This window comes from Vibrio sp., assembly GCF_984391705.1.
In genome coordinates this window covers 19741-46644 of the sequence record NZ_CFHWOM010000020.1, presented here as the reverse complement: position 1 = coordinate 46644, position 26904 = coordinate 19741, and the positions used below count along the sequence as shown (strand labels likewise).

Genomic DNA, 26904 nt, shown 5'->3' with positions numbered 1-26904 from the left:
TTTCATGTCCTGTTTCCAATTGGTCTATTGGCCCTACACCCTATTTAAGGCAAGTGATGAATAACGATAAACGCCCTTTATATATTCCTTATGCTGGTCCCGCGCTGCTAAGTACGCCGTTGCTCAACAAAGGCAGTGCATTTACCGCACAAGAGAGAAAGTCTTTTAACCTTGAAGGCCTGTTGCCAGAAAACACGGAAACCATTCAAGAGCAAGTAGAGCGTGCTTACCAACAATATTGCAATTTCGAAAGCGATATGGACAAGCATATCTACTTACGCAACATCCAAGACACCAACGAAACGCTTTTCTACCGTCTGGTTCAAAACCACATCTCAGAAATGATGCCTATCATCTACACGCCAACAGTAGGTGCCGCCTGTGAGAACTTCTCTAACATCTACCGACGTGGACGTGGCCTATTCGTTTCTTACGCTAACCGTGATCGCATTGATGACATTCTTAACAATGCATCAAACCACAACGTAAAAGTCATCGTTGTAACCGATGGTGAGCGTATTCTTGGTCTGGGTGACCAAGGTATCGGTGGTATGGGCATTCCAATTGGTAAGCTTGCTCTGTACACCGCTTGTGGCGGCATCAGCCCAGCTTACACGCTACCTATCGTACTTGATGTCGGTACAAACAACCCCCAACGTCTTGCTGACCCAATGTACATGGGCTGGCGCCACCCGCGTATTACTGGCGCTGAGTACGATGCGTTCGTTGAAGAATTCATGCAAGCGGTTCAACGCCGTTGGCCTGATGCGCTAATCCAGTTCGAGGATTTCGCTCAGAAGAACGCGATGCCTCTACTTGAGCGTTACAAAGACCGAGTATGTTGTTTCAACGATGACATTCAAGGTACAGCAGCCGTTACCGTTGGTTCACTTCTTGCGGCATGTCAGGCAGCGGGCAGCAAACTTTCAGAGCAACGTGTAACCTTCCTAGGAGCTGGTTCTGCGGGTTGTGGTATCGCTGAAGCGATCATCGCTCAAATGGTTTCAGAGGGTATTTCTGACGAGCAAGCTCGCTCTCAAGTATTCATGGTTGACCGTTGGGGGTTGCTACAAGAAGGTATGCCTAACTTACTCGACTTCCAACAGCGTTTGGTGCAAAAGCATAGCCAAACAGCCGACTGGGAATCCGAGAGCAATGGCTACTCGCTACTTGATGTAATGCGCAATGCGAAACCTACTGTATTAGTGGGCGTATCGGGTGCTCCGGGCTTATTCAGTGAAGAAGTGATCAAAGAGATGCATAAACACTGCCCTCGTCCGATCGTATTCCCTCTTTCAAACCCGACTAGCCGCGTGGAAGCAACGCCAAACGACATTATTCGTTGGACAAACGGTGAAGCACTTGTTGCAACAGGTAGCCCGTTTGATCCTGTCGTTCATGACGGTAAGACATACCCTATCGCTCAATGTAACAACAGCTACATTTTCCCTGGTATTGGTCTAGGTGTACTGGCAGTTCAAGCTAAGCGAGTTACTGATGAAATGTTAATGGAATCAAGCCGCGCACTCGCGACTTGTTCGCCACTTGCAATTAACGGCCAAGGTGCACTATTGCCGCCTCTGGAAGCAATTCACTCTGTCTCAAAGAAAATTGCATTTGCCGTGGCGAAAAAAGCCATTGAGCAAGGTGTTGCCCTAGAGATTACTGACGAAGCGCTAGAAGAAGCCATCGATGGTAGTTTTTGGCAACCAGTTTATCGCCGTTACAAACGCACAGCGTTCTAAACTAATTTAAGCAGCCCCTTTTTAGGGGCTGTATTCGTTATGATGATATTTGAATTCCTTTCGCCAGCTGGCAAATACATAACCCCATATTTAACCGAACTTTCAACTGCCCTGATCGCCTGCTTTTTAGTTATGGCTGGAGGGGAAATTAACCGCGTGGTTAGGCGAGCGCTAAGAAATTACAACTTTGTCCTCAGAACTGTGGTTTTCATCTTGATTAACGCATTTGGTTACGGCTTAATCATTGTAAAAGCAACACCTTACCTAGCTCGGACATTAGCTAATTTGGATGCTGGCATCATGTTTTCTATTGTAGTTGTCAGTTTTATAGTTATTGGAACATGGGCACAGCGGAACCGACAAATTTAGTGAGACGACTCTTTCATCGCCAACGCAATTCTCATACCTATTTAGCGCTTTCGCTAAAGGTTTTAAAGTATCTACTGATTCTTATCATGCTTACTGGTGCGGCACTGTTTGTCATTGATCGTTGGATCTCTTATCAAGCTAAAGATCAACTATTCACTAACCAACAAGACGTCTCACATTTCGATGTAGCGGTGGTACTAGGTACAAGTAAGTATTTAGGCAAAATTCTTAATGAGTATTATACCAATCGGATTGAAGCCGCAATCAGTCTCTACAACAATGAGAAAGTCGACCACTTCCTACTCAGTGGAGACAACGCTCACCGCTCCTATAATGAACCTTGGACGATGAAACGAGACTTACTCAGGGCTGAAGTTCCGGAACAGAAGATCTTTCTAGACTATGCGGGGTTCCGCACCTTAGATTCTATCGTTAGAGCCAAAGAGATTTTTGATACCGACAATTTTCTGATTATTTCGCAAAAATTTCATTGTGAACGTGCGCTGTTTATCGCCAATTCACACGATATCAATGCAAAGTGTTTCGCTGTACCGGGTCCTTCAAGACACTCTGGAATGAAGGTTCGTATTCGAGAGATTTTTGCGCGAGCGAAAGCTTTCCTTGATGTATATATCACCCACACTAAGCCCAAGTTCTTAGGTCCAAAAGAGCCTATCCTAAACAGCATTGAAAATGACACGTTAGTGACTCTCGATACGGATACGTCACTTTCCTCAGCCACTCCAACTATTGACTAACTACCACTCGATTGCGTCCTTGGCGTTTAGCTATGTACAAAGCTTCATCTGCTCTAGTAAGCATCTCGTTCGTACGTTCTTCACCAAGCGAAGCAACACCAATACTGGTCGTTAGCGGGTCACCATGAATCCAGATATGGGCTTCCACTTTATGGCGAATGCGCTCTGCGATGAGCTCTGCCTCCTGCAAATCTATGCCCGGGCAAAACACCACAAACTCTTCGCCACCCCAACGAACCAATCGTTCACTTGCACTGAGCGTACTCAGAACAACCATGGTAAATTCTCTTAGAATGTCGTCGCCCATTGAGTGTCCATATAAGTCATTAACCGATTTAAAATGATCGATATCCAAATAGAGAGCGGAGAGTTGCTTACCTTTAGGGTTATCCTTCTCATAGTTAGAGTCTAACCAATCTCTTATGGAGTGGCGGTTCATGGCTCCTGTTAGCGCATCTCGATTAGCGAGTTCTGCAAAGTGGATATTTTGCTCTTTAAGCTCTTTGTTAAGTCTGCGCAAATGATCTTGACGAAAATGAGCATGCAGAATCATCTTATGGCTTCTACGAATCTCGACGACGCTATAAACCAACGCCAGCGAAACCCAAAACAGTAGTAGCCCAAACATTAAGCTCTCAGCAGATACGTAGTTCCCTATTAGCTCAATGCTATGAATTTTCATTCGATATTGGCCAGTATTATGACCCGAACCTGTGGCTAGCTCTACTTTGGTTACATTTGTAAATTCGGGAGCCGAATGTTGAATTGGGATCTTGTTGTCTGCGAGCCACCAAGTCATGACCTGCAAGTTTTTTAATGGAATATCAATGGAACCGCCACCTGACCCTGGAGTGTATTCTAGCCCATTGTACTTCTGCGAATATTCGTTGTCTGGCTGAGAGTAAGCCGCATTAAAGTTTCTTAGGTAGAAACGCATTCTAGGGCTATTTGTGCTATCAATTTGTTCAAAATCGATGTTCATTTTCACCGTATGAAAATGGTCTAAGTTCATACCCTCAAATATTTTATCGGTCAAACCAATAGAAATGCCACAGTATGGCCAAGCGTAATCCGGAGACTTCACTAACTCACAGTTCAAAATAGCAGCATCGCCATCAAAGGATATTGCTGATGAACTGTGTCCACCAGCAACCTGATCATTGGTGGGTAAAAAATCAAACTTATTTGGAGTCACTTTATAGACCAGGGTGCTGCCGTACATCCAGTAAAGCTGCAAAATTAATATGGTAATGACAACCAACACAAAAATGATTTTATGGATGATCTTCAACGCGGTTTCCTAGCAAATACTCTATATATACAAAACGCCATTCCGGCAATACTACAACTTTAGTTCCATTTTATCTCTTTTTTATTGATGCATATTCAATAAAAACTTGAAGTGAGTCCTAAAAAAACATCCTTTAAAGTAAGGATAATGGCGGACTCTTTCTCTGTTCTACATAGAAAACTGGAATAACAACGCCGCTCAATATTTTTGATATACTCAGTAACGTCGAAAAATAACAATACGCGACATAACCACACAAAAACAAAAGAGCAATGTCATGTCTTTAATCGCAAAAGGCACGCTAAGAAAAATGCGTGCTTCCTTAGACGGTGAAGTTCACTACCGCCTTCCAGTTGGTGATGAGCTTGTCGATTTGAAACCTTTCATCGGGCAATCCATTACCCTAACTCATACTGGCAACATATTTTGTTGCTCATGTGGAAAGAAAACCAAGAAGAGCTATTCTCAAGGGCACTGCTTTGTTTGCATGAAAAAGCTCGCAAGCTGCGATATGTGCATCATGAAGCCAGAAACGTGTCACTACGATCAAGGTACATGCCGTGAGCCTCAGTGGGGAGAAGAAAACTGCATGGTTGATCATTACGTCTACCTATCAAACACTTCCAGTTTGAAAGTCGGCATTACGCGTCATACTCAAATCCCTACTCGCTGGATTGACCAAGGCGCGACTCAAGGCTTGCCTATTTTAAAAGTGAAGACACGTTACATTTCAGGCTTGATCGAGGTTGAGTTAGCGAAACATATTGCGGATAAAACCAATTGGCGAACTCTACTTAAGGGAGATGGTGAGCCAATGGCGTTAGAACAGAGATTTGCTGAACTGTTGCCTTTGGTCACTGACAAAATAGCGGAGATCCGAGCTCAATTTGGAGACGATGCCATCGAGATTTTGAATGACGAGATCACACCTATCAGTTACCCAGTAACTCAACATCCAACTAAAATCGTATCTCACAACTTCGATAAAAACCCAGAAGTGACGGGCGTACTACAAGGCATTAAGGGGCAATATATGATTTTTGATACGGGGGTGATTAACATCCGTAAGTTCACTTCTTACGAAGTCGAAGTAAGTAACTAAGATAAAGATAAAAAGACCTCCTAAATATGGAGGTCTTTTTACTTATTGTGCAAGTATCGCTTTCAGTTCATCGAACAAAACATCGACTTCTTGCAATGTGTTGTAGTGCATAAATCCAATACGAACGACACCACCAGACACCTCTAGGTTCAACTGTCTAACAAGTCCCATCGCATAAAAATGGCCGTTCCAGACACAAACGTTACGCTCACCCAGTTTTCTAGCAACATACTCAGGTGAAATATCATCAAAGGTTAGAGCAAATGTCGGAGTCCTAAGCGAACTATCTGCATCTTTTCTTCCCCACAGCTTAACCCCTTTTAACTCGGCTAAACGAGTTAAGAAACGTTCGCTGATCGCGCTTTCGTGCTGATTAAACTGCTTAAATGAGTCTTCTAAGCGAGTTCTTAATGGATCGCCATCATAACCCCATTGCGCAAGATATTTTACCGCGGCGATGACACCGGCAAGGCCTTCAAAACTCTGTGTTCCTGTCTCGAATCTACCAGGTCCAATGTTCGTTGCTGGTTCAACCTTATATGGCTGTAATGTTTGCAGCCACTTGGGAGCAATATATGCGATGCCTACATGCGGCCCAAAAAACTTATACGCAGAGCAAGCCAAGAAATCACAACCAAGCGCCTGCACGTCTGCTAGATGATGAGGTGCATAATGTACCGCGTCCACATACACCATAGCGCCAACTTTATGAGCGGCCTCAACAACACGTTTCACATCAACAATAGAGCCCGTCGTATTTGAAGCATAAGTAAGCGCGATAAGCTTAGTATTTTGATTAATCAAAGAAAGCAGGTGATCAATATCCAAAGTACAATCTTGTTCGTTAATTCTTGCTTGGTGAACGACTGCGCCCTTGTCATCCGCAGCTTGCTGCCAACTAGACACATTCGAGTAGTGATCAAGTGCCGTAACAATAATCTCATCACCTAGCTGCCAAGCGCGACTAATTGCCCGACTAAGCTGAAACGTCAACGATGTCATGTTGGCGCCAAAAACGATGTTATCACTCGACTCTGCGTTAACTAATGCCGCGGCATGCTCTCGAGCAGTTCTCATCAACTCGGTAGTATGCTGACTCGAAAAATAGTGACCACCTAAATTAGAATTGTAGAACCCTAGGTAGGCATTCATCGCTTCCAATACTGACTGAGGAACTTGCGAGCCTCCAGGGCCATCTAGGAAAATGATCGGTAAGTCATTGTGGGTTTGTTGCAAAGCGCTAAACTGCGCTCTGACTAAATTAGGAGTGAAGTTCATTCACCGCTTCCTTTGCCGTTAATACAAATACATCCATATGGCCAGCTTCACCTTCAATAACAGAGCGTATTGGCGTCGCGTTGTGCCAAAGTTTGTTGTCGGCCAGCATCGCAACTTCTCCGCTCTGAAGCGTTTTGCGGAAAAACGGGGCTTCATTAAAACTGTTGTAGAGCATGATATCTCCGCCTTCAATGTTATGGCGGCCCATACCAATCAGTGCAATGTGCTCAAACCCATCTTGATGGACCCCTTCTGGCGCAACTTGAGTTTCGTCATACACTGCCGATATGCGAATTTGATGAATTTCAATTTCCTGGCCGTTCGCCAAGCCATTTGAGTGTGCAAATACTTCGCAGATTTCACGCATGCCTTCACTTTCTAGAGTAGAAGTTTCAACAGGCTCAAACTGGCGAACAACGTTACCTTGAAAGCGATTAATGTCATCAGTCTGCATGAACTCATTTTTTTGCAGATCAACCACCTTTCCATCTCTAAACTCGACCACCGAGTAACGACGTAATCGGTATTTACCATCTGCATGTTCTGTGTTTGGCAGTTTTGTAAATGAAGGTGCGAGCTGAGCAATGGCATTGTCACTGAGCTTAGTGAGTTGTAGGGTTGTTTCGCGAGTATGCAACATCATCATCTCCTTAATGAGTGTACATAAGTGTTATATGTTTAACATCTTGTTCACAATTATTATTTGCGCACTTATCCCGCAAGATCAAGATTATTTAGTTTTTACATCCAACAAAATTACAAATAAAGCATATATAACCACATAAATAAAAAATAACAGTTTATCAAACCAATAATTCAATATGGTTTAATTGAAAACTAGACAAGTTCACTATACATTGTCATTTACCTCTACATTTCAATAACTTAATTAAAAATCAATCTTAATTTAGGCTTACAATTGCGTTCTAATCTATAACCATTTATTCCTGCTCAAGCTCTTGTTAACTCGATATCTGGCCCCATATAATCGGAAGAGATTGATAATAATGAAGCGTCACCGCGATGGAGCACATATGAGCGACGTAAAACACAGTAAATTACTTATTCTTGGTTCAGGTCCTGCTGGATACACTGCTGCGGTTTATGCAGCTCGCGCAAACCTAAACCCTGTGCTGGTAACAGGCATGCAGCAAGGTGGTCAGCTCACCACTACGACAGAAGTCGAAAACTGGCCGGGCGACCCAGAAGGCTTAACAGGCCCTGGCTTAATGGATCGCATGAAAGAACATGCGGAGCGTTTCGAAACGGAAATCCTCTTCGATCACATCAATGAAGTCGATTTTAGTCAAAGACCATTTCGTCTTAAGGGCGATAGTGGTGAATACACTTGTGACTCTCTCATCATCTCAACGGGTGCTTCAGCGAAATATTTAGGTCTAGAGTCGGAAGAAACATTTAAGGGACGCGGCGTATCAGCTTGTGCTACCTGTGATGGTTTCTTTTACCGCAACCAGAAAGTTGCAGTAGTCGGTGGTGGTAACACGGCCGTCGAAGAAGCGCTTTACTTATCTAACATAGCATCAGAAGTTCATTTGATTCACCGCCGTGACAGCTTCAGAGCAGAGAAAATCTTAGTCAAACGTCTGATGGATAAAGTCGAGAATGGTAACATCATCTTACATACCGACCGTACTCTCGAAGAAGTTGTCGGCGATGAAATGGGCGTGACGGGTGTTCGCATTAAGGACACCAAATCAGATGTTATCGAACAGATCGATGTTATGGGTGCCTTTATTGCGATTGGCCACCAGCCTAACACCGGGATCTTTGAAGGCCAGCTAGAAATGAAAGATGGCTACATCATCGTTCAATCTGGCCTAGAAGGTAACGCAACTCAAACGAGTATTCCGGGCATTTTTGCCGCAGGTGATGTTATGGACCACAACTACCGCCAAGCAATTACTTCTGCGGGTTCAGGTTGTATGGCCGCGCTTGATGCCGAGCGATTCCTTGATGCGCTAGCTGACAACAACTAAGTTTACACTTGCTAAAAGATATTTTTCATTTTTAGCTCAAATCCTTAAAGCCCTGCGGTATTCCCGTGGGGCTTTCTTTTGTATAATGCCCCGCTCTAATTGCAATAATAATTCTCATTAAGCCTTCACAATGGATAAAAAGAAACAGCGCGGCTTGAATAAATGGCTGAAACAGCAAAGTAAACTGGCAAAACGCTGGCTAATGATTGCTGTGGGCCTTGGCGTATTTTCAAGCGTGTTATTGCTGGGTCAAGCGGCCTTGCTCGCCACCATCCTTCACTCCCTGATCATAGAGCAAGTTGATAAATACGAACTTGTCCCTTACTTTGTCGGGCTCGCTATTGTCATCGCGACTCGTGCATTGTGCTCATGGGGAAGAGAAATTGCTGGATATCGCTGCGGTGAGCAGATTCGAGTCTACATTCGACAGCTTATTCTCGATAAGCTTAGAGAACTTGGACCGGCTTATATCAAAGGTAAGCCTGCAGGCTCTTGGGCAACACTTTTGCTTGAGCAAGTTGAAGACATGCATGACTTTTTTGCCCGTTACCTGCCGCAAATGTCACTTTCTGTCTTAGTTCCCTTTGTCATTCTTATTGTTGTGTTCCCGGTTAACTGGGCAGCAGGTTTAATCTTCCTGCTTACCGCTCCATTAGTTCCAATGTTCATGGCTTTGGTTGGTATGAAAGCGGCAGACGCAAACCGCAAAAACTTTAAAGCTCTGCAACGATTATCCGGTCACTTTTATGACCGCCTTCAATCTATGACTACTATTCGTTTATTCGATCGAACTAAAGCTGAGACAGAAGTCATGCGCGGAGCTTCAGAAGTGTTCCGCACCAGAACCATGGACGTATTGAAAATCGCTTTTCTGTCTTCAGCAGTGTTGGAGTTCTTTACTTCTATATCCATCGCTCTGACAGCGGTTTACTTTGGCTTTGCCTTTATCGGTGAGCTGAACTTTGGCGGATATGGCGCGCCAGTCACCCTCTTCGCAGGTTTGTTTATACTTGTGTTAGCGCCAGAGTTTTATCAACCACTTCGTGATCTTGGTACGTTTTATCATGCGAAGCAACAAGCGGTTGGTGCTGCAGAAAGCATTGTTGAATTTCTAGAAACAGATGTAGATACCGTTCGCACTGGAGAAAAAACTCTTAACACAGAAGACGCCGTTACCATTCGAGCTTTAGACCTTGAGGTATTCTCCCCAGAAGGCGTCAAACTGCTCGGCCCAATCAGCTTCGAGCTAGATTCTGGTAGTACTACTGCTTTGGTAGGCCCAAGTGGTGCAGGTAAAACTAGCCTAATTAACGCCATATTGGGTTTCTTACCTTACCAAGGCTCTCTGACGATTAATGGTGTGGAACGCACTGAATTAGATCTTGCTAACTGGCGCGAGAAAATTAGCTGGGTTGGACAAAACCCTCTACTACTCCACGGCTCCATACGTGACAATATTACCCTTGGCAAGAGTCATGTCACTGATTCACAGATTACCACTGCGCTTCAAGAATCCCATGCCGCAGAGTTTGTTGATACGCACGGGCTTGACTACCAAGTTTCTGATCGTTCAGGTGGGCTGTCTGTTGGTCAAGCGCAACGTCTAGCATTGGCACGTGCAATGATTCAAGACGGCCAATTTTGGTTATTAGATGAACCAACAGCAAGCTTAGACGCTCGCAGTGAACGCCTGGTAATGCAAGGACTAGAAAGCCAGATCTCTGGAAAATCTACCTTGATGGTAACTCACCAGCTCTCACCTTTGAAAAACGTAGAGCAAATCCTAGTAATGCAAAATGGCCAAATTGTACAAACGGGACCATTTAGTGAACTCTCCACTCAAGAGGGATTATTCAAGCAGATGCTAAAAGCGAACCAAGCACTTCACCAAGCGAATAAGGGGAATCTGGATGCGTGATTTACTCCCTTACCTAAAACTGTATAAAAAGCATTGGTTCGGCTTATCGCTCGGAATGTTGCTCGCCTTTCTTACTGTTGCTGCGTCTATCGGTCTACTCACGCTATCAGGTTGGTTCCTGTCGGCGGCTGCCGTTGCTGGTTTAACCATAGCGCGTGAAACGTTTAACTACATGCTACCTGGTGCGTTTGTTCGTGGATTTGCGATGGGAAGAACTGCTGGCCGTTGGGGCGAGCGAGTCGTTAGTCACAATGCTACCTTCAAGTTGCTTACCGACTTGCGCGTGTTTTTCTTCTCAAAGTTAGCACCGCTGATTCCAGGCCGAGTTTCAAACCTTAGAGATGCAGATCTGCTTAACCGCCTTGTCGCTGACATCGATGCAATGGATCACGTATACCTACGTCTAGTGAGTCCAATGGTTGTCGGTATCCTTGGCATCTCAGGCCTCACCGCACTGCTATGCTGGTTTGATCGAGAGCTGGGACTCACCTTAGGTTCTATTCTGTTAATCTTAGTCCTGAGCTGGCCAGTTCTGTTTTACAAGCTAGGCAAACGTAACGGTTCTGAGCTCACTCAGAACAAAGCTGACCTTCGTATCGCGACTTTGGATTGGTTGCAGGGATACAGTGAACTGACTCTATTTGGTGCAGAGCAACGTTATAGAAAGGCTATCTTAGATACTCAACAACGTTTATTGAAGAATCAGTTCTTTAACGCCCATTTTGCGGGTTTAGCTCAAGCATTACTGATGTTGGCAAATGGCTGGACCATTGTTCTTATGTTATGGCTCGCTGCCGACGGTGTCGCGGGGAACACGCCAGATCCGATGATCGCGTTAGTCGTATTCGCAACGATGGCGAGCGTAGAGCTATTAATGCCAATCGCAGGAGCATTCCAACACCTTGGCCAAACACTGACTTCAGCGCGCCGTCTCAACGATATTACTCTCGCGGAGCCAGAGGTGCAGTTTAATCAGCAAAACGTAGAACACAGCCAAGAGTACTCTATTGAGTATAAAGGCATGTCTTTCCGCTACCCAGATAGCGATGTTGATGTCGTTAAAGACATAGATTTGCATATTCCTGCGCGTCACCGCGTCGCCGTGGTGGGTCAAACAGGCTCTGGGAAGTCGACGTTACTGCAGCTTTTAAACCGCTATTGGGATGTACAACAAGGTGAAATTCAAATCGCGGGCCAACCTATTAAAGAGTGGAGTGAAAGCCAGCTTCGCCAAGCAATCAGCGTCGTTAGCCAAAGAGTCGATATATTAAACGGCTCGCTGCGTGATAACCTTCTGATGGCGGCACCAGACAGTGATGATGCGAAGTTGAGTAGCACTTTGACTAAAGTGGGACTAGAAAAGCTTCTTGATGAAACAGGCTTAGATACTTGGTTAGGTGATGGTGGCCGCCAACTTTCTGGAGGCGAAAAGCGTCGTATCGGTATCGCGCGAGCTCTACTACACAACGCACCTATCTTGCTACTTGATGAGCCGACTGAAGGCCTCGATAAACAAACAGAGCAGCAGATCATGCAGCTGTTTGACGAGCATTTCGTAGGGAAAACTGTTTTATTTATTACCCACCGCTTAGTTGACTTAGACAAAATGGACTCGATTTGCCTCATTGAACAAGGGGAAATCGTCGAGTACGGCAGCCATGATTCTCTTATCATGCAAAAAGGCCGCTACTACCAGCTCAACCAAACGTTATAAGTTAAAGTTTAAAGCCGAAGTCTGTGACTTCGGCTTTTTTATCATTGCAAGCTCGTGACTAAATGCTCAGCCAACTTTTATATTTGGCAGGGTATTAGTTTGCAATCACTGAAATGCTGGCCTTGTGGCGACGACATTAAACCATCTACCAATGTTTGGATATTCCCCCAATACATCGATCTCTAAAGCCTTCTGTGCAAAACCAACAAAAATGTAAGCGGTAATATCCACAATAGTAAAACGTTGCGCAGCAATATAGCAGCTTTCGGCTAATCGGCTATCTAACTGAGGTAAAAAGTCGATAACACGTTGCTTGGACTCGACTCCCCAATCATAAACACAGTTTTCGCGGTCCGCATAGATTGAAGTCAAATTACGAAAGGCCTGAAAGCCCGCATACAAGCCTTGAAATTCAACAACTCGATGCCACATTTCAACATCAGCTTTTTCTTTAAATGTGTTGCCGAACAGGCTTTGTTCTTGAACGGCGATCTCATCGAAATATCGACAAATAGCAACACTTTCACAAATTGTCGCACCATCGTCCAGCTCCAAAACGGGAACTCTCCCATTCACTGCTTTCTCTCGGAACTGTTGAGACAAGTTATCGCCTTCCCTGACGTTCATTTCTACCCGTGGTACCTCGACGCCGAGTTCTTTTAAAAATAGAGTCACGCGACGGCAGCTTGGCGTCATAGCAGCTTGGTATATTTTCATTTTTGTTCTCACTTCCTTTTACTGAACGATCGTTTAGATTAAAATAATGTTTAACTAAACGATCAGTCAAGAAAAATATCTAAAGGGTCATTCACGATGGCGCGTAAAAGCAAATTTGATAGAGAAGAAAAACTTCACCAAGCCATGGATTTGTTTTGGCGTAAGGGATATGCCAGTACAGCAATCTCAGATTTAGTTGACGAGCTACAAATCAATCGATTCAGCCTCTACAACACCTACGGAGATAAACAACAGCTTTACTATGAAGCGCTGAACGCATACCTCAAGAAAGTGCAAGTTCCCAGTATTCAAAATCTGGCTCAAAGCGACGCGGGTTTTAGCGAACTAAAAACGTTTTTGCTCGACTTCGCGGCAATACAGCGTAAACGCCATTGTGGTTGCTTTATGCAAAATGCATTGGTCGAACATGCAGGAGAAGATGGTGAAGTGTTAAAAGCAGGGAATGGATTATTCGATCGTCTAATCAAAATAATCTCTCGTGCTATTCACAATGCCCAAGTCGACAATCATGTGATTAGCCATATTCCAGCCTCACAACTAGCCTCCTTGGTACTGAGCCATATGCAGGGAATGAGAGTATTGGGAAAAACGCTTCGTTACCAAGATATCGACAACGCGACCAACAGCTTACTTACTTTGTTAGAGATACCCAGGCTCAACTAATCAATAAGGTGGCCAAGCTTTCTCGGCCACCAAAACCATAAGACAATAACCTTAGCTTGGCTACCTAGAAACTGGGCTATTGTTCCCTATTCACTGCCTTCACATACGAGCAAACGGTTGAGCTTAAACTTGCTAATTGCCATCAATTTCAGCGACTCACTCTCCATTACCGGAAGCAAAAAGGCTTCCTCAATAAGATCACTATCAAAACCATCAAATTTTGAACTGTTTATATCGTAACCTGATTGTCGCAGAGTCATCACTTGCGCCGCATTCTCAGACCATTGTTGACAATCTTTCGGTGGAAAATACGAGCAACCTGAAATTATCAAAGATAGAAGTGCCCCCACTTTTACTCTAATACACATACTCACCGTGTTAACCATCTTAGTAGTAGACCGTTTTATCTAGGTTGGGAATTTTCACCATAACTGAGCCTGGTAGGAAGCCGTCAAGCGTGTGAATCTCATTTGCCTTTAGCTCAAGGTTATAGCTTTGGTTAGCTTTATCTTCTGTACAGTAATCATTGTACGTTTGATAAATCGCCTTGTGAGTGACTAGGTTATAGTCAAGCTCAAAGCCATTACACCCCATGTTAACCCCATAATTAACGGTCGCACCAATCAACTCAAAGTGATTTGACACAGTGTTAAAACGAAAGCGATGGATGTTATTCCATTTATATGAAGAACCGCCAAAATGGGAAAATACCAACGCTCCTCGAGAGATACTCAGATCGTAGAATGGGTCTCCTATCATGCCTCCATCTGTATCCCCCATTACGCCGCCGTGGAGATGTTTCCAAAGTTGCCACTTATCATCCGCTTGCTTGTAAATGAGCACGAATCGATCATTGCCTTCTTCTTGTAGTAAACCAAGATCAAGCACTAGCGCTTTTTCGTTTACACCATCTTTGTCTAAATCGCCGACAGCTTGTGCCAGCACCTTAGCTCTGCTTAGATCGTCTGACGCCATGCTCATCGTAGATGTCGTCAAACCTGTGACTAATAAGATAGGTAATAATAATTTGCCCATATCGTGCCCTTAACCACAATCACTATTTGCACCATTGTAACCATTTTCCAACCATAACGGCTCGATGCTTACAACTCCGTACAAATAGAAGCAGAATAGTGAACTAAAAACCAACCAAAGTGACTTTTCCTTGCGCCATTTCATTAAGCTGGCAAGAAAAGTCGAGCCTCGTAGCTGGCTCTTTTTCATAGAGAGACTTTAGCTTATCAAAAGGCTTAGTAATAAAGTTGACACTTTTTAAACGTAAGCTTTTGCGAGAATTTGAATCAAGAAATGCGATAGAAGATTGCTCAAGCACTTTATGGCAACTATCAAGTATTCGTTTAGAAACGATCTTTTTGTGAATGGCAGTTTGAATGTCAACTTCAGTTACTTTGTGACTGCCCCGAGAAAAAACGCATATTGCATAAATATCTAATAGCGCGACGGCTTTTAATCGCTGAGTCTCAGAGTCTTCATAGACAGCCATAAGGCAAGGAACTTTACTCTCGTCAAACTGTTGCAGCTGGACATTATGTATCTCCACGTCACCACCAATCACTTTAGTGAGTAACTTAGCTAGCTGAGAGAGCTTAGGAAGCGCAAGCTCTGGTTGAACATCGTTTTCCGGTTCAATCAACAACTCCTCTTCTTCAGCACCCTGTACCAACGGTAATAATGCCTTGTGAAGGTCGTCATCCTCAAAGGGCTTCGACAGCACAAACTCGGCCCCTGCTAACAACGCCTGTTCAATCTGCTGCTTATCATCTACGGTAGAAATCATTGCTACTTTTATCGATGGGCTAGACTTACGAACTTGAGCGATCAAGTCCAGCCCCGTCATCTCTGGCATATACCAATCGGTCAATAAGATTTCAGGCTGCCACGAGTCGATAAGATCAAGTGCTTCGGTTGCACAGTTGGTTTTTTTGATCGATAGCTTTCGATACCCGAATGCCTCCAAGGCACGGCGGACAATTTCAAGTGTTGCCTTGCTGTCATCAACAATCAGAATCTTCACGCTCTGTTGCGCCTCCATAACAATCAACTGTCTCAATTATAGGTACATTTTTACTGGACAACTAAACTTACTCTATTCAAATCATTGGATAGGAACAGGACTATGGAACTTTCAGCAGAGAATCTAACCGCTTTGGCCATTGATGCTGGGCTCCTCATAGTTTTGGCTTGGTTTATTGTTCTTTGGCTTATTTTGAGAGAATTTCGTCGCTTTGCTGTTCAGGTGTCAGGCAATCAACAAATGGATTCAGACACTTACTCGTTATGCCAAGAGTCTGTAGAGAAAGCACTCAATTACACCCATGATAACAGCGCAACCCTTAACGACTTGATAGAAATTCAAAAAGCGCTAGAGACCCAAGTTTCGCAAATAAAAGCGGAAAATGATCGAATGCTGAGCGAGCAAGACAAGGAGTCTATCGATGCACTAACGTCTAAGCTCAACAAATCTCATCAACTTATTACCAAACTCCGTACAGACCTAGACCGTAGTGTTCGAGGATTACGCACGGCTAAATCCAAGTTACTGAAGCAGCATGATACTGTGACAAGTTTGCGCCAAGAAAAGGAACAAATAGAAAAAGAGTTTGATCAGCTAGAGCATGAGTATATACAAATCAGTGAATCTGGTGGTTCTTCAGATTCCTTCAAAGAGCATCAAAGAGAAAAAGAGCAATTGCTCGCCACTATAGAGAATTACAAGCAAAAACTCGCCTCTGTGGGAGAAGTTGACCAACTCAACAAAGAGTTGGCCAGTACCAAACAACAGCTAAAACATGTCACCAAAGAGAAGAACTTTGTTGAGAAAAAATACTTAGAGTTAGTCAAAGAACAAAACTAAGCATTCCGCTAGAAATACAGTTTCTGCCGAAGAGAAAGCGAATACTTCTATGTGGAACTAGCTGATTGATTCCCTTCTGCAGTTGGAGGTTTAATCAAATCCAACTTTTGGTCTTTAAGTAATATGACCGCTTGCTTTACATCATTGATAAACGAATCTTCGCCAGACGTTTTTTTATCATGTAAAGGCAATACTAGGTAATGCATGCCACCGTCAGGTAAAGAAACTGCCGTCGCAACAATGACATCACCATCAGATGCTGTACCAAAATACTCCGATACCACTTGGGCCTCGCTCACTCCATAACTGTCTAGATAATCCGGCTCGGTGTTATCAAACAAGATTAGATCCCCCTCCTGTATCAAAGCATTGAGCTGATTTTGTTTTTCCTCATCGAACGGATAATCAGTTGTATTGATATAACGAACATCCTCTGACTCAATGAAATCATACAACTCATTACTCAATTGGTTAAGGGGGTCAGACAACCATGCCGTCTCGGGCAGTTGATCAGCTGTTGGTAAAGCTACATAGGCTTTCGTTTCATTATTCTCACCCAGACTATAAGTTACTTGGTTCGACTCTTCAGGGAACGTCTCCCGTTGCACCTGTAGTGAAGGCTCTACAACCTCAATATGTGTAGAATCGTTGAGATCCTCCTCACTTATATACGCGGCTCCAAAATAGAGCGTCGCTACTCCCGCAAATACCCCTAACAAAATTCTTTTTTTCATCATTCTTTTGAATCCCTGCAATTAGGCAATATCTGCAGTTACCACACGTTATGCCTCGCGTGGTAACTGCTTGTTATATTAATGGTAAAGGTTATCGTTCCAAGCGATGGTTACCACTCGGTCCGTTTGCGTCCATTGGCTACTGTCTCTATTTTTCTTCCAGCTATTTTGGTAAGAGGTGTACCAGCTACACCAGTCTCGACCGAAGTAGTAATTCGTTTTACGCCAACCAGCGACAAGTTTAATGTCCGTTGTATTTTGGCCGTCATCAATATTGTCTTTACGATATACAGCTCCGACTTGGGGCTTAAAGTCCGAGCGCATAACAACAGGTAGCTCGTTATAATCAACTAAGTTCCCCATACCACAGCTCGTCCAACGATAAAGTAACCAATCTTTCGCCGGGGAGTGATTTCGTATTGTTCGGTTTTCGATAAGCCAACTGATGCTTTCATTGGTTTGATTAAAATCAGCAACGGTTTGGAACTCTGGCTGGTCATAAGTAACGCGGTTACTCCAAGAAACACCTGCATTAATAGAAGGTGACTGAGAAGCAGTGAAGCCAAGGTTAAAATCTAATGATTCACTGACTGAAGCGGTGGCAATGGTGTTTTCTGGCGCGTGGCTCATATGACGAAGCGGCGCACCACCTTGATAACTCAGTGCGAGTTTGAATGCTGTTGGAACGGTATAACGGTAATCCCCACCAGTTGCAAAACCATAGATCTGCTCTTTGTTAGGGACATTGGTCATATCAAAGCCAGATCCACCATTGAGAAGAAGCTTAGCCTCTTTAGCTCCGCTCGGAAGCAAAGAGCTGTTCCAAACATTCTCTAATGAGTAGATTAGACGAATTTTCTTAGAACGAGCGTCGCTGTCATCGAGCTCTAAAAGAGTTGAGGTATATGCTTTTAAAGTATCAGCAGCATGAGCCGGAGCCAATACTCCGAGCAGAGCAAAAGCAGCAACACTGAGGGTTAGGCGTTGTCTATTCATTATAATATCCTGTTTATTGTTACTTTAATATTATTAATACCTAATATAATAAATAGAAAGCCATCCAAAACATTTCCATTTATCACTTATTATTTAGGTAGATAAATGCCAGTTAAATGGCATTCACGCGGATAATGCTTTGCTGGATTTTATAAAAAAAGCAGAATAATATTTCGTCGGGATACCAATTCCAAAATCGAACAAAAATCACTCGCCAACATTGATACTAATAAGAATAATATGGTACGAATATTTACGTGCGGCCATTGCATTCATATTCACTAAAAGCCTTTCTACTCCCTAAAATATGTGGGGGCACTTCATCTCAAAAATTAAGAAAAAAACCTTTGACCTCAGCCTAGGTTGAGGTTTTAGCCTATAGCGAAGTTTGATAAGAAGATGATTGAAAGGAAAATACTTTGTCTACGATTGCTATAGTCTATTTCACACAAACAGATATAACAGGCCAACTTGCAAAAGCCATTGCTTTAGGTGCAGAGAAACAAGGTGGTATCCACGTAATCTCTCACCGAATTAGTGGCCAGGAAATCACTGAAGGCCGCTTTAGTAATACCGTTCTTCTCGATCAATTAGAGGGTTGCGACGCGATAATCTTTGGTTCCCCTACTTACATGGGAGGCGTCGCTGCGCAGTTTAAAGCTTTTGCTGATGCAAGTAGCGAAACTTGGGCTATGCAAAAGTGGGCTGGAAAAATCGCCGCGGGCTTTACCAGTGGTGGCGCAATGAACGGAGATCAATCCAGTACATTACAATACATCCAAACTCTCGCCGGGCAACATGGCATGATTTGGATAGGTCTCGACAAAACGACCAATTCCGGAGATCAAGGCCTCAACCGTTTAGGGACTCAAACAGGCATTGTGGCACAAGGTATCGATAGTGAGGTACATCCATCGGATTTAGCGACCGCGGAGTATTTAGGAGAGCGAGTGGCTAGCTTGGTTAAAGCACTGCAATCTTAATAAAACGGATAAACGAAAAAAGCAGCCGAATGGCTGCTTTTTCAATTATTTGCGAGACTGGCGTTGAGGCTTGCTGTTACCTTGCTTACCACGAGAGCCCTGCTCCCCAGCGGCTTTGCGCGGCTTGCGACGTGATGGGTTGTTGCTACGACCGCCACCGTTGTTTACACGCTCTTCGTGACGCTTAACAGCACGACGAATCTTCTGGCTACGAGAACGTTCGCGCTTACGAGAGCTGTTCGCTTTGTTTTCATCAAGAAGCGTTTCTTTCTCTGGACGTAATTCAACAAGCTCACGTAGGTAGTTTACTTGTTTAAGATCTAGCTCCATCCAACCACCACGTGGTAGTTTTTTGTCTAGGTAAATATCACCGTAACGAACACGTTTTAGACGACTAACGGTTGTCTCTTGTGATTCCCAAAGACGACGAACTTCACGGTTACGACCTTCGTTAATTGCCACGTAGAAAGTGTGGTTCATACCATCACCACCAGCGTAAACAACGTCTTCAAAACGAGCCATACCATCTTCTAGCTCGACACCGCGAACTAGGTTTTTCACTTTTTGCTCGGTAACTTCACCGAACACACGTACTAGGTATTCGCGCTCTACCTGACGGCTTGGGTGCATTAGGCGGTTTGCCAGCTCACCATCAGTAGTAAATAGCAGTAGGCCTGATGTGTTAGCATCAAGACGACCAACCGAAATCCAGCGAGAACCACGGATCTTTGGCAAACGGTCAAATACAGTACGACGACCTTCTGGGTCATGACGAGTACACAGCTCACCTTCCGGCTTGTAGTAAGCAAGAACACGACAGATGACTTCTTCCTGAGCCTTTGCAGACACAGTATGGCCATCAATACGCACAATGGCGTTTTCATCTTCTAGTCGCTCACCAAGTTTAGCGACAACGCCATTCACACTGACACGGCCCGCTTTAATTAAAGCTTCCAGCTCGCGACGTGATCCATGACCTGCTCGTGCTAATACTTTCTGTAATTTTTCGTTCATTTATTTACCTATGTGTCGTCTTCGCAGACGTCGAATAAAAATGTGCGACCCGAAATCGCGGCCGCACATTATCGCAAAAAGTGTGTCGAAAATCACGAACTTTTGATTACTCAAATGGGGCAGGATCACCCGATCCAATGCGAGCAATCACTGGTTCGTCTTCACTAAAGTCAACAACTGTCGTTGGCTGCTCCCCGAGGTAGCCTCCGTTCAAGATACAATCTACCGCGTGCTCCAATTTGTCACGAATATCTTCTGGATCAGATTCAGTATAATCATTACCCGGTAAAATCAGAGAAGTCGACATTAATGGCTCGCCTAACGCTTCGAGCAAATCAAGTGCGATTTGGTTATCCGGCACACGAATACCAATGGTCTTACGCTTTGAGTTCATCAAGCGACGAGGAACTTCTTTCGTGCCTTTGAAAATAAATGTGTATGGCCCTGGCGTGTTGTTCTTGAGCAAACGGAATGCCGAATTATCAACACGTGCGTACAGAGATAACTCTGATAAGTCACGACATAAAAGAGTGAAGTTATGCTTTTCGTTAAGACGACGGATCTGACAGATACGTTCTAAAGCCTGTTTGTTCTCTAATTGGCAACCCAAAGCGTAGCCTGAGTCTGTAGGGTAAACCACTACCCCGCCATTACGAATGATTGCTACAGCTTGGTTAATCAAGCGAGCCTGTGGGTTTTCTGGGTGAACGTAAAAAAACTGGCTCATTGTAATTCCTCATTATCGAGTCTCTCGACTCTATAGTTATATGATATCGATATAATTCTTACAGGTTACACTGCGCTTGAAGGCTCGATACCCCAATCTTTCCATACAGGCTCAACACCTGACGGCAGCCATAAGTTGCGCCCCAACTCCATCCACGGTGAGGGATAGTGGAAGTCGCTACCTTGAGAAGCTAATAGTTTGTATTGTATAGCATAATCCGCCAAGTTGCGCCTTTCTTGTTGACCTTGTTGCGGTTGAGCAATTTCCATAGCGTCACCACCCGCCTCAACAAACGCAGCCAAAAGGCGTTTAATCCACTTTGCAGTCAAATCATAACGACCAGGATGAGCCAACACGGCTTGTCCACCAGCAGCATGAATTGCTGTAACAGCCTCGTTCATTGAACACCAAGCAGGAGGCACATAACCAGGATTATTACGCGTTAAGTACTTCTTAAACACTTGCTGCATCGTTTTGGCATAACCATGCTCTACCAACCATTTAGCAAAATGAGCACGAGTGATTGGCGCATCGCCAGCTATCTGTTTGACTTCTTCAAGCACTCCTTCACGAGTTGCTTTACTTAAACGATGTGCAATTAACTCCGCTCGACCTTCACGGTGTTTCTTCTGTTGCTCAATTAATGCCGTTAACTGCGGTGATTCAGGGTCAATGTTCAGACCAACAATATGGATATCTTTATTTTGCCATACTGTCGAAATCTCTATGCCATTAATTAATTTGAGTGGCAGTTGATTTTCATTGATGTAATCGTGCGCAGGTTGTAGACCATCGACCGTATCGTGATCAGTAATCGCTAATACTTCTAGATTAAAACTCAGTGCTCTATCTATTAATTCGTTAGGTGGCAGTCTTCCGTCAGAGGCAGTGGTATGGCTATGTAAATCAATTCTCATAATTCTATTTTTTTAGTTGACTTTTTACCTCTGCACTAGTTAACTAGTACACAAATACGAAGTACCTGAATTTAAGGCCAACTATGTTACAAGAAATTACCCGCGACCAAAAACAGAAAGTTGCCGCTCCTACTATGAGCAACGGCACTTCTGTTGATGCAGGTAACCTTAATTGGTGGCGCACTTGGACAAGTTCTTGGTGGGCTAGCGTGTACTTCTAATTTATAGAAATAGAATAACCTAAGCCCGCTTCGCAAGCGGGCTTTTTGTTTTGTAGTCTGTCTCACATCTAAGTGCTTAAACAATCGACGATTTGAACCAAAACTAGATTGGGTGAACGTTTGCTTTATGACACTATGTACGACAGGAAGATTTAAAGTTTTATAGAAAAAGGAGGTCTTGTGAACAAGGCCATTGAAATCAGAAAGCTCGGAAACCTTGAAGTTATTCAAGCCTCTGCTCCTTATGCGCAGGATCCTACGCGCTTGTTCCATACATTATGTGAGAACAAAACCGACAGCCTGCTGTTAGAGTCCGCCGAGATTGACTCTAAGCAAAACCTTAAAAGCCTGTTAATCGTAGACTCAGCCGTTCGTATCGTCTGCTTTGGTCACACTGTCACCATGACAGCACTGACAGTTAACGGTAAACATTTACTCGCTCATCTTGCACAAAACATTCAACCGAATGTTTCTCATGCTTTGAACGGTGATACGCTAACACTTCAGTTTGCTGCATCCTGCGACACGCTCGATGAAGACTCTCGTTTACGTGAAGCTTCTTCGTTTGACGCTCTTCGACTGATACAACATAGCTTCAACCTCGAAGGTCAGCATCCGCATGCCCTTTTCCTAGGTGGTTTATTTGCCTATGACCTGGTCGCAAACTTTGAACCACTGGGTGACGCAGAACAAACCAACCAATGTCCAGATTACGTTTTTTATGTCGCAGAAACCCTTTTGGTTGTCGATCATCAACGTCAAACCTGTGACTTAAAAGCGACCCTGTTTGAAAACAAAGATCAAAAACAGACACTTTCAGCACGACTGGAAGAAATACAGGCGCAATGTGCTGAGCTAAAGCTCCTTCCTCAAGCAACCCAACTTGCCAACGTGGAAGCAGTGCCTAGCATCTCCGACCAAGATTTTTGTCAAACTGTACGCGATTTAAAGCAATACGTAGTAAAAGGTGACGTTTTCCAAGTAGTGCCATCGCGCCGCTTTACACTCCCTTGCCCTTCTCCACTGGCGGCATACAAAGAGCTGAAAATGAGTAACCCAAGCCCTTACATGTTCTATATGCAAGACGAGCTTTTCACCCTATTCGGGGCTTCGCCAGAGAGCGCACTGAAATACGAAACGAATACCAACCAAGTTGAAATTTACCCTATTGCAGGTACGCGACGCCGCGGAAAACGTGAAAATGGCGATATCGATTTGGACTTAGATAGCCGCATTGAACTTGAGCTACGTACTGACAAAAAAGAAAATGCTGAACACATGATGCTGGTTGATCTCGCCCGCAACGATGTCGCGCGTATCTCTCAGGCGGGAACTCGTCATGTCGCGGATCTACTTAAAGTAGACCGATACAGCCATGTAATGCACTTGGTGTCTCGCGTCGTTGGCCAACTGCGCGAGGATCTGGACGCCCTACACGCTTATCAAGCATGTATGAATATGGGCACACTAACAGGCGCACCTAAAATTCGCGCAATGCAGCTGATTCGAGATGTAGAAGGTGCACGCCGTGGTAGCTATGGTGGCGCTGTAGGATACCTTACTGGTGAAGGCACACTAGATACCTGTATCGTGATTCGCTCAGCGTATGTGGAAAACGGTATTGCTCAAGTGCAAGCGGGGGCAGGGGTAGTGTTCGACTCCGACCCACAAGCAGAAGCTGACGAAACTCGAGGTAAAGCTCAAGCAGTTATCTCCGCCATTCAAACAGCACATCAAGCGCGCCAAGACAAGGAGTAAGTAGACATGACTAACATCGTATTTATCGATAACTTCGATTCGTTTACTTACAACCTAGTTGACCAATTTCGTTCACTTGGTCACGACGTAAAAATCTATCGAAACAACATCTCAGCAGACATCATTGAAGCTGCGGTGTCTGAGCTGAGTAATCCAGTCGTATTACTGTCTCCCGGCCCCGGAGCGCCTTCAGAGGCTGGCACTATGCCAGAACTTATCCAACGTTTGAAAGGTCGAGTGCCTATGATTGGCATATGCTTGGGTCATCAGGCGATAGTTGAAGCCTATGGTGGTACAGTGGCGGGTGCGGGTGAAATCATTCATGGTAAAGTGTCGATGATGGAACATCAAAACCATCCGACGTATCAAAATCTTCCCTCCCCATTAGCCATAGCGCGTTACCACTCTTTGGTCGCAACTGAGGTGCCAGATTCACTTACAGTTACCGCAGAAGTCGAAGGTTTGGTGATGTCTGTTGTCAATGAACAAGACAAAGTCTGCGGATTTCAGTTTCACCCAGAATCAATAATGACGACCTATGGCGCAACCCTTCTCGCCAATGCCATTGAATGGGCCCTAGAACAAAAAGAGCAGCATTAAGGAGAATTATCATGGAACAGATTATAAATAAGCTATATGACCAACAATCGCTGACTCAAGAAGAAAGCCAACAGCTATTTGACGTCATTATCCGAGGTGAGCTTGACCCAATCCTAATGTCTTCAGCGTTAACCGCACTAAAGATCAAAGGTGAAACACCTGACGAGATCGCTGGTGCTGCCAAAGCATTATTGGCAAATGCTAACCCATTCCCACGTCCAGATTATGACTTTGCCGATATTGTTGGCACTGGCGGTGATGGCCACAATACCATCAATATCTCGACGACGGCTGCGTTTGTCGCGGCAGCGTGTGGCCTTAAAGTAGCAAAACATGGCAACCGCAGCGTATCAAGTAAATCAGGGTCATCTGATCTACTCGCTTCATTTGGTATTGACCTAGCGATGAGTGCAGAAGATACCCGCAGTGCCGTTGACAAGTTCGGTGTTGCATTCTTGTTTGCTCCGCAGTATCACGGAGGTGTACGCCACGCGATGCCAGTACGCCAAACCCTGAAAACACGCACCATCTTCAATATCTTAGGCCCTCTAATCAACCCTGCGCGTCCTAATATCGAGTTGATGGGTGTATATAGTAAAGATCTGGTTAAGCCAATTGCAGAAACCATGTTACAAATGGGTATGAAGCGAGCAGCCGTTGTGCACGGTAGTGGCTTAGACGAAGTGGCTATTCACGGCGAAACAACGGTGGCTGAAATTAAAGATGGCCAAATAACCGAGTACACTCTCACTCCAGCTGATTTTGGCGTTTCTGAACATCCTTTAGAAGCCATAAAAGGCGGAGATCCAGAAGAGAACAAAGCCATCATCACTAATATCTTAACGGGTAAAGGCACAGAAGCTCAATTGGGCGCTGTGGCGGTGAACGTTGCACTCTTGATGCGTCTGTTTGGTCATGAGGATCTCAAAGCAAATACCCAGCAAGCCATCGATGCGATGAACTCCGGAAAAGCTTACGAGCTTGTTCAACAATTGGCGGACCACGCGTAAGCGTCTGAGCAATAAATTAAGGTAACACCATGACCCAGACAACCGAAAAGCTATCTGAACACGTGTCAGTTAACGAAGCGAAAATGGCCGAAGTGCTCGCAAAAATTGTTCGCGATAAGTACCTGTGGGTAGAGGCACGTAAAGAGGCGCAGCCATTAGATAACTTTAAAGCTGACTTAGCGGCGTCAGATCGTAGCTTTTATGATGCCTTAAATCAGGGCAAAACCGCTTTCATTACCGAATGCAAAAAAGCGTCACCTTCAAAAGGGCTAATTCGTCAAGACTTTGATTTGGATTACATTGCATCAGTCTACAACGATCACGCGGATGCGATTTCAGTATTAACTGATGAAAAGTACTTCCAAGGCGATTTTGAATTCTTACCTCAAGTTCGTACACAGGTAAAACAGCCTGTATTGTGCAAAGACTTTATGGTCGATAGCTATCAAGTCTACTTAGCTCGCCACTACAGTGCAGATGCCATTCTGTTAATGCTGTCTGTGTTGAATGATGACGAATATGCTGAACTTGCTCACGTTGCTCACTCTTTAAACATGGGTGTACTAACCGAAGTCAGTAATGAAGAAGAGTTGCACCGAGCAGTTAACCTAGGTGCCAAAGTCATCGGCATTAATAACCGTAACTTACGTGACCTCTCGACCGACTTAAACCGAACCAAAGAGCTTGCGCCAACCATTCGCGAACTTGCGCCAAATGCGACTATCATCTCCGAGTCTGGGATTTATACCCACCAGCAAGTACGTGATTTAGCAGACTACGCAGACGGTTTCTTGATTGGCAGCTCTCTAATGGCGGAAGACAACCTTGAGCTTGCTGTGCGTAAAGTCACCCTTGGAGAAAACAAAGTATGTGGCTTAACTCATCCAGATGATGCAGCAAAAGCTTATCAAGCGGGTGCTATCTTTGGTGGTTTGATTTTTGTTGAACAATCTAAGCGACATGTCGATCTTGAAACAGCGCGTCTAACCATGAGTGGTGCACCATTAAACTACGTTGGAGTATTCCAAAATCATGATGCTGCATTTATACGCGAGCATGTAACAGAGTTAGGCTTAAAAGCGGTGCAACTGCACGGTAATGAAAACCAAGATTTCGTAGACCAGCTAAAAGAACAATTGCCTGACAACGTACAGATTTGGAAAGTCTACGGTATCACAGACCAAGTGCCTACATTTATGGAAAGCAACGTAGATCGCCACCTTTTAGATACTAAAGTCGGCAAACAAACCGGCGGTACCGGCCTTGTGTTTGACTGGTCGCTAATTTCGGCGCCTGAGAAAGTGATGCTTGCTGGAGGTATCAACCCTTTCAATGCGCAAAAAGCCTCACAACAAGGTTGTTTAGGTCTGGATTTGAATTCAGGCGTTGAGCACTCTCCGGGCAAAAAAGACAAAGAAAAACTAGAGCAAGCATTTGCTGCAATCAGAGATTACTAACGCAGACAGCGAAAAATTCATTGAGACGTAACAACGGCT

Annotated in this window: 27 protein-coding genes and 1 other annotated feature; of the genes, 15 read left to right on the top strand and 12 right to left on the bottom strand. The window is 44.4% G+C overall.

Annotation, left to right across the window (positions count from 1 at the left end; translation table 11 throughout):
• Positions 1 to 56 precede the first annotated feature (56 nt).
• From AC4MRV_RS12315 to AC4MRV_RS12305, 3 genes are read left to right on the top strand one after another with little or no spacing between them, the layout of a single operon-like run.
• Positions 57 to 1745, top strand: coding sequence for an NAD-dependent malic enzyme (locus tag AC4MRV_RS12315; protein ID WP_491187632.1), 1689 nt, complete (start codon positions 57 to 59; stop codon positions 1743 to 1745).
• A 39-nt stretch (positions 1746 to 1784) separates the two neighbouring features.
• Positions 1785 to 2114, top strand: coding sequence for a DUF3392 domain-containing protein (locus tag AC4MRV_RS12310; protein ID WP_491187631.1), 330 nt, complete (start codon positions 1785 to 1787; stop codon positions 2112 to 2114).
• Positions 2087 to 2872 carry a SanA/YdcF family protein gene (locus AC4MRV_RS12305; RefSeq protein ID WP_491187630.1) on the top strand — a complete coding sequence of 262 codons (786 nt, stop codon included), beginning with the start codon at positions 2087 to 2089 and terminating at the stop codon, positions 2870 to 2872. Before AC4MRV_RS12310 ends, AC4MRV_RS12305 begins: the two co-directional genes overlap by 28 nt.
• On the opposite strand, the gene AC4MRV_RS12300 is transcribed toward AC4MRV_RS12305, so the two are convergent.
• Positions 2862 to 4163, bottom strand: a complete 1302-nt coding sequence (locus AC4MRV_RS12300) for a GGDEF domain-containing protein (protein ID WP_491187629.1) — start codon at positions 4161 to 4163, stop codon at positions 2862 to 2864. The genes AC4MRV_RS12305 and AC4MRV_RS12300 overlap by 11 nt on opposite strands.
• Positions 4164 to 4440: 277 nt before the next feature.
• Between AC4MRV_RS12300 and AC4MRV_RS12295 the strand changes: the two genes are divergently transcribed.
• Complete coding sequence (locus AC4MRV_RS12295) at positions 4441 to 5265, top strand: DUF2797 domain-containing protein (RefSeq protein ID WP_491187628.1); 825 nt, start codon at positions 4441 to 4443, stop codon at positions 5263 to 5265.
• Between the two features lie 42 nt (positions 5266 to 5307).
• On the opposite strand, the gene AC4MRV_RS12290 is transcribed toward AC4MRV_RS12295, so the two are convergent.
• Together AC4MRV_RS12290 and AC4MRV_RS12285 are read right to left on the bottom strand one after the other, a co-directional pair.
• Positions 5308 to 6543: a cysteine desulfurase-like protein gene (locus AC4MRV_RS12290; RefSeq protein ID WP_491187627.1), complete on the bottom strand. Its 1236-nt coding sequence runs from the start codon at positions 6541 to 6543 to the stop codon at positions 5308 to 5310.
• Positions 6527 to 7183, bottom strand: a complete 657-nt coding sequence (locus tag AC4MRV_RS12285; protein WP_491187626.1) for a 2OG-Fe dioxygenase family protein — start codon at positions 7181 to 7183, stop codon at positions 6527 to 6529. The genes AC4MRV_RS12290 and AC4MRV_RS12285 overlap by 17 nt, the downstream gene beginning before the upstream one ends.
• Positions 7184 to 7577: 394 nt before the next feature.
• On the opposite strand from AC4MRV_RS12285, the gene trxB reads away from it, so the two are divergent.
• The 3 genes from trxB (at position 7578) to cydC (ending at position 12172) form a co-directional block, all read left to right on the top strand.
• Positions 7578 to 8540: a thioredoxin-disulfide reductase gene (gene trxB, locus AC4MRV_RS12280; RefSeq protein ID WP_491187625.1), complete on the top strand. Its 963-nt coding sequence runs from the start codon at positions 7578 to 7580 to the stop codon at positions 8538 to 8540.
• Between the two features lie 130 nt (positions 8541 to 8670).
• Positions 8671 to 10458 carry a heme ABC transporter permease/ATP-binding protein CydD gene (gene cydD / locus AC4MRV_RS12275; protein WP_491187624.1) on the top strand — a complete coding sequence of 596 codons (1788 nt, stop codon included), beginning with the start codon at positions 8671 to 8673 and terminating at the stop codon, positions 10456 to 10458.
• Positions 10451 to 12172: a heme ABC transporter ATP-binding protein/permease CydC gene (gene cydC, locus AC4MRV_RS12270; RefSeq protein WP_491187623.1), complete on the top strand. Its 1722-nt coding sequence runs from the start codon at positions 10451 to 10453 to the stop codon at positions 12170 to 12172. The genes cydD and cydC overlap by 8 nt, the downstream gene beginning before the upstream one ends.
• A gap of 105 nt (positions 12173 to 12277) precedes the next feature.
• Here cydC and AC4MRV_RS12265 read toward each other — a convergent pair whose 3' ends face one another.
• Positions 12278 to 12889, bottom strand: coding sequence for a glutathione S-transferase (locus tag AC4MRV_RS12265; protein WP_491187622.1), 612 nt, complete (start codon positions 12887 to 12889; stop codon positions 12278 to 12280).
• Between the two features lie 96 nt (positions 12890 to 12985).
• Here AC4MRV_RS12265 and AC4MRV_RS12260 point away from each other — a divergent pair, with 96 nt between their 5' ends.
• Positions 12986 to 13573, top strand: a complete 588-nt coding sequence (locus tag AC4MRV_RS12260; protein WP_491187621.1) for a TetR/AcrR family transcriptional regulator — start codon at positions 12986 to 12988, stop codon at positions 13571 to 13573.
• A gap of 86 nt (positions 13574 to 13659) precedes the next feature.
• On the opposite strand, the gene AC4MRV_RS12255 is transcribed toward AC4MRV_RS12260, so the two are convergent.
• The 3 genes from AC4MRV_RS12255 to AC4MRV_RS12245 form a co-directional block, all read right to left on the bottom strand.
• The gene (locus AC4MRV_RS12255; RefSeq protein WP_491187620.1) at positions 13660 to 13833 is read right to left on the bottom strand and encodes a hypothetical protein; all 174 of its coding nucleotides are present in this window, start codon (positions 13831 to 13833) and stop codon (positions 13660 to 13662) included.
• A gap of 127 nt (positions 13834 to 13960) precedes the next feature.
• Positions 13961 to 14608, bottom strand: coding sequence for a hypothetical protein (locus AC4MRV_RS12250; RefSeq protein ID WP_491187619.1), 648 nt, complete (start codon positions 14606 to 14608; stop codon positions 13961 to 13963).
• Between the two features lie 103 nt (positions 14609 to 14711).
• Positions 14712 to 15608 (bottom strand): response regulator, encoded by an 897-nt coding sequence (locus AC4MRV_RS12245; RefSeq protein WP_491187618.1) that lies wholly within the window; start codon positions 15606 to 15608, stop codon positions 14712 to 14714.
• 102 nt (positions 15609 to 15710) lie between these two features.
• On the opposite strand from AC4MRV_RS12245, the gene AC4MRV_RS12240 reads away from it, so the two are divergent.
• Positions 15711 to 16448, top strand: a complete 738-nt coding sequence (locus tag AC4MRV_RS12240; RefSeq protein WP_491187617.1) for a chromosome partitioning protein ParA — start codon at positions 15711 to 15713, stop codon at positions 16446 to 16448.
• A gap of 47 nt (positions 16449 to 16495) precedes the next feature.
• On the opposite strand, the gene AC4MRV_RS12235 is transcribed toward AC4MRV_RS12240, so the two are convergent.
• Both AC4MRV_RS12235 and AC4MRV_RS12230 read right to left on the bottom strand, forming a co-directional pair.
• Positions 16496 to 17185, bottom strand: a complete 690-nt coding sequence (locus AC4MRV_RS12235; protein WP_491187616.1) for a topoisomerase I — start codon at positions 17183 to 17185, stop codon at positions 16496 to 16498.
• Between the two features lie 75 nt (positions 17186 to 17260).
• Positions 17261 to 18178, bottom strand: coding sequence for a leukocidin family pore-forming toxin (locus AC4MRV_RS12230; protein WP_491187615.1), 918 nt, complete (start codon positions 18176 to 18178; stop codon positions 17261 to 17263).
• Positions 18179 to 18597: 419 nt separating this feature from the next.
• Here AC4MRV_RS12230 and AC4MRV_RS12225 point away from each other — a divergent pair, with 419 nt between their 5' ends.
• Entirely contained in the window at positions 18598 to 19161 is a 564-nt protein-coding gene (locus tag AC4MRV_RS12225) for a flavodoxin family protein (protein ID WP_491187614.1), read from the top strand.
• A gap of 45 nt (positions 19162 to 19206) precedes the next feature.
• On the opposite strand, the gene rluB is transcribed toward AC4MRV_RS12225, so the two are convergent.
• The 3 genes from rluB to rnm all read right to left on the bottom strand — a co-directional run bounded on the left by rluB (position 19207) and on the right by rnm (position 21819).
• Complete coding sequence (gene rluB, locus AC4MRV_RS12220) at positions 19207 to 20175, bottom strand: 23S rRNA pseudouridine(2605) synthase RluB (RefSeq protein WP_491187613.1); 969 nt, start codon at positions 20173 to 20175, stop codon at positions 19207 to 19209.
• A gap of 106 nt (positions 20176 to 20281) precedes the next feature.
• The gene (locus tag AC4MRV_RS12215) at positions 20282 to 20902 is read right to left on the bottom strand and encodes an L-threonylcarbamoyladenylate synthase (RefSeq protein ID WP_491187612.1); all 621 of its coding nucleotides are present in this window, start codon (positions 20900 to 20902) and stop codon (positions 20282 to 20284) included.
• 65 nt (positions 20903 to 20967) lie between these two features.
• Positions 20968 to 21819 carry an RNase RNM gene (gene rnm / locus AC4MRV_RS12210; RefSeq protein WP_491187611.1) on the bottom strand — a complete coding sequence of 284 codons (852 nt, stop codon included), beginning with the start codon at positions 21817 to 21819 and terminating at the stop codon, positions 20968 to 20970.
• A gap of 83 nt (positions 21820 to 21902) precedes the next feature.
• On the opposite strand from rnm, the gene trpL2 reads away from it, so the two are divergent.
• From trpL2 to trpCF, 5 genes are all read left to right on the top strand, one after another.
• Complete coding sequence (gene trpL2 / locus AC4MRV_RS12205; protein WP_491187610.1) at positions 21903 to 22040, top strand: tryptophan operon leader peptide; 138 nt, start codon at positions 21903 to 21905, stop codon at positions 22038 to 22040.
• Positions 21987 to 22090 (top strand) — a sequence feature (Trp leader region). It overlaps the preceding gene by 54 nt.
• 130 nt (positions 22091 to 22220) lie before the next feature.
• On the top strand, positions 22221 to 23798 hold the full coding sequence (locus AC4MRV_RS12200) for an anthranilate synthase component 1 (RefSeq protein ID WP_491187609.1): 1578 nt from the start codon (positions 22221 to 22223) through the stop codon (positions 23796 to 23798).
• A gap of 6 nt (positions 23799 to 23804) precedes the next feature.
• Positions 23805 to 24398 carry an aminodeoxychorismate/anthranilate synthase component II gene (locus AC4MRV_RS12195; protein ID WP_491187608.1) on the top strand — a complete coding sequence of 198 codons (594 nt, stop codon included), beginning with the start codon at positions 23805 to 23807 and terminating at the stop codon, positions 24396 to 24398.
• A gap of 11 nt (positions 24399 to 24409) precedes the next feature.
• The gene (gene trpD, locus AC4MRV_RS12190) at positions 24410 to 25408 is read left to right on the top strand and encodes an anthranilate phosphoribosyltransferase (RefSeq protein WP_491187607.1); all 999 of its coding nucleotides are present in this window, start codon (positions 24410 to 24412) and stop codon (positions 25406 to 25408) included.
• A gap of 29 nt (positions 25409 to 25437) precedes the next feature.
• Positions 25438 to 26865, top strand: coding sequence for a bifunctional indole-3-glycerol-phosphate synthase TrpC/phosphoribosylanthranilate isomerase TrpF (trpCF, locus tag AC4MRV_RS12185; protein ID WP_491187606.1), 1428 nt, complete (start codon positions 25438 to 25440; stop codon positions 26863 to 26865).
• The last annotated feature ends 39 nt before the right edge of the window (positions 26866 to 26904 follow it).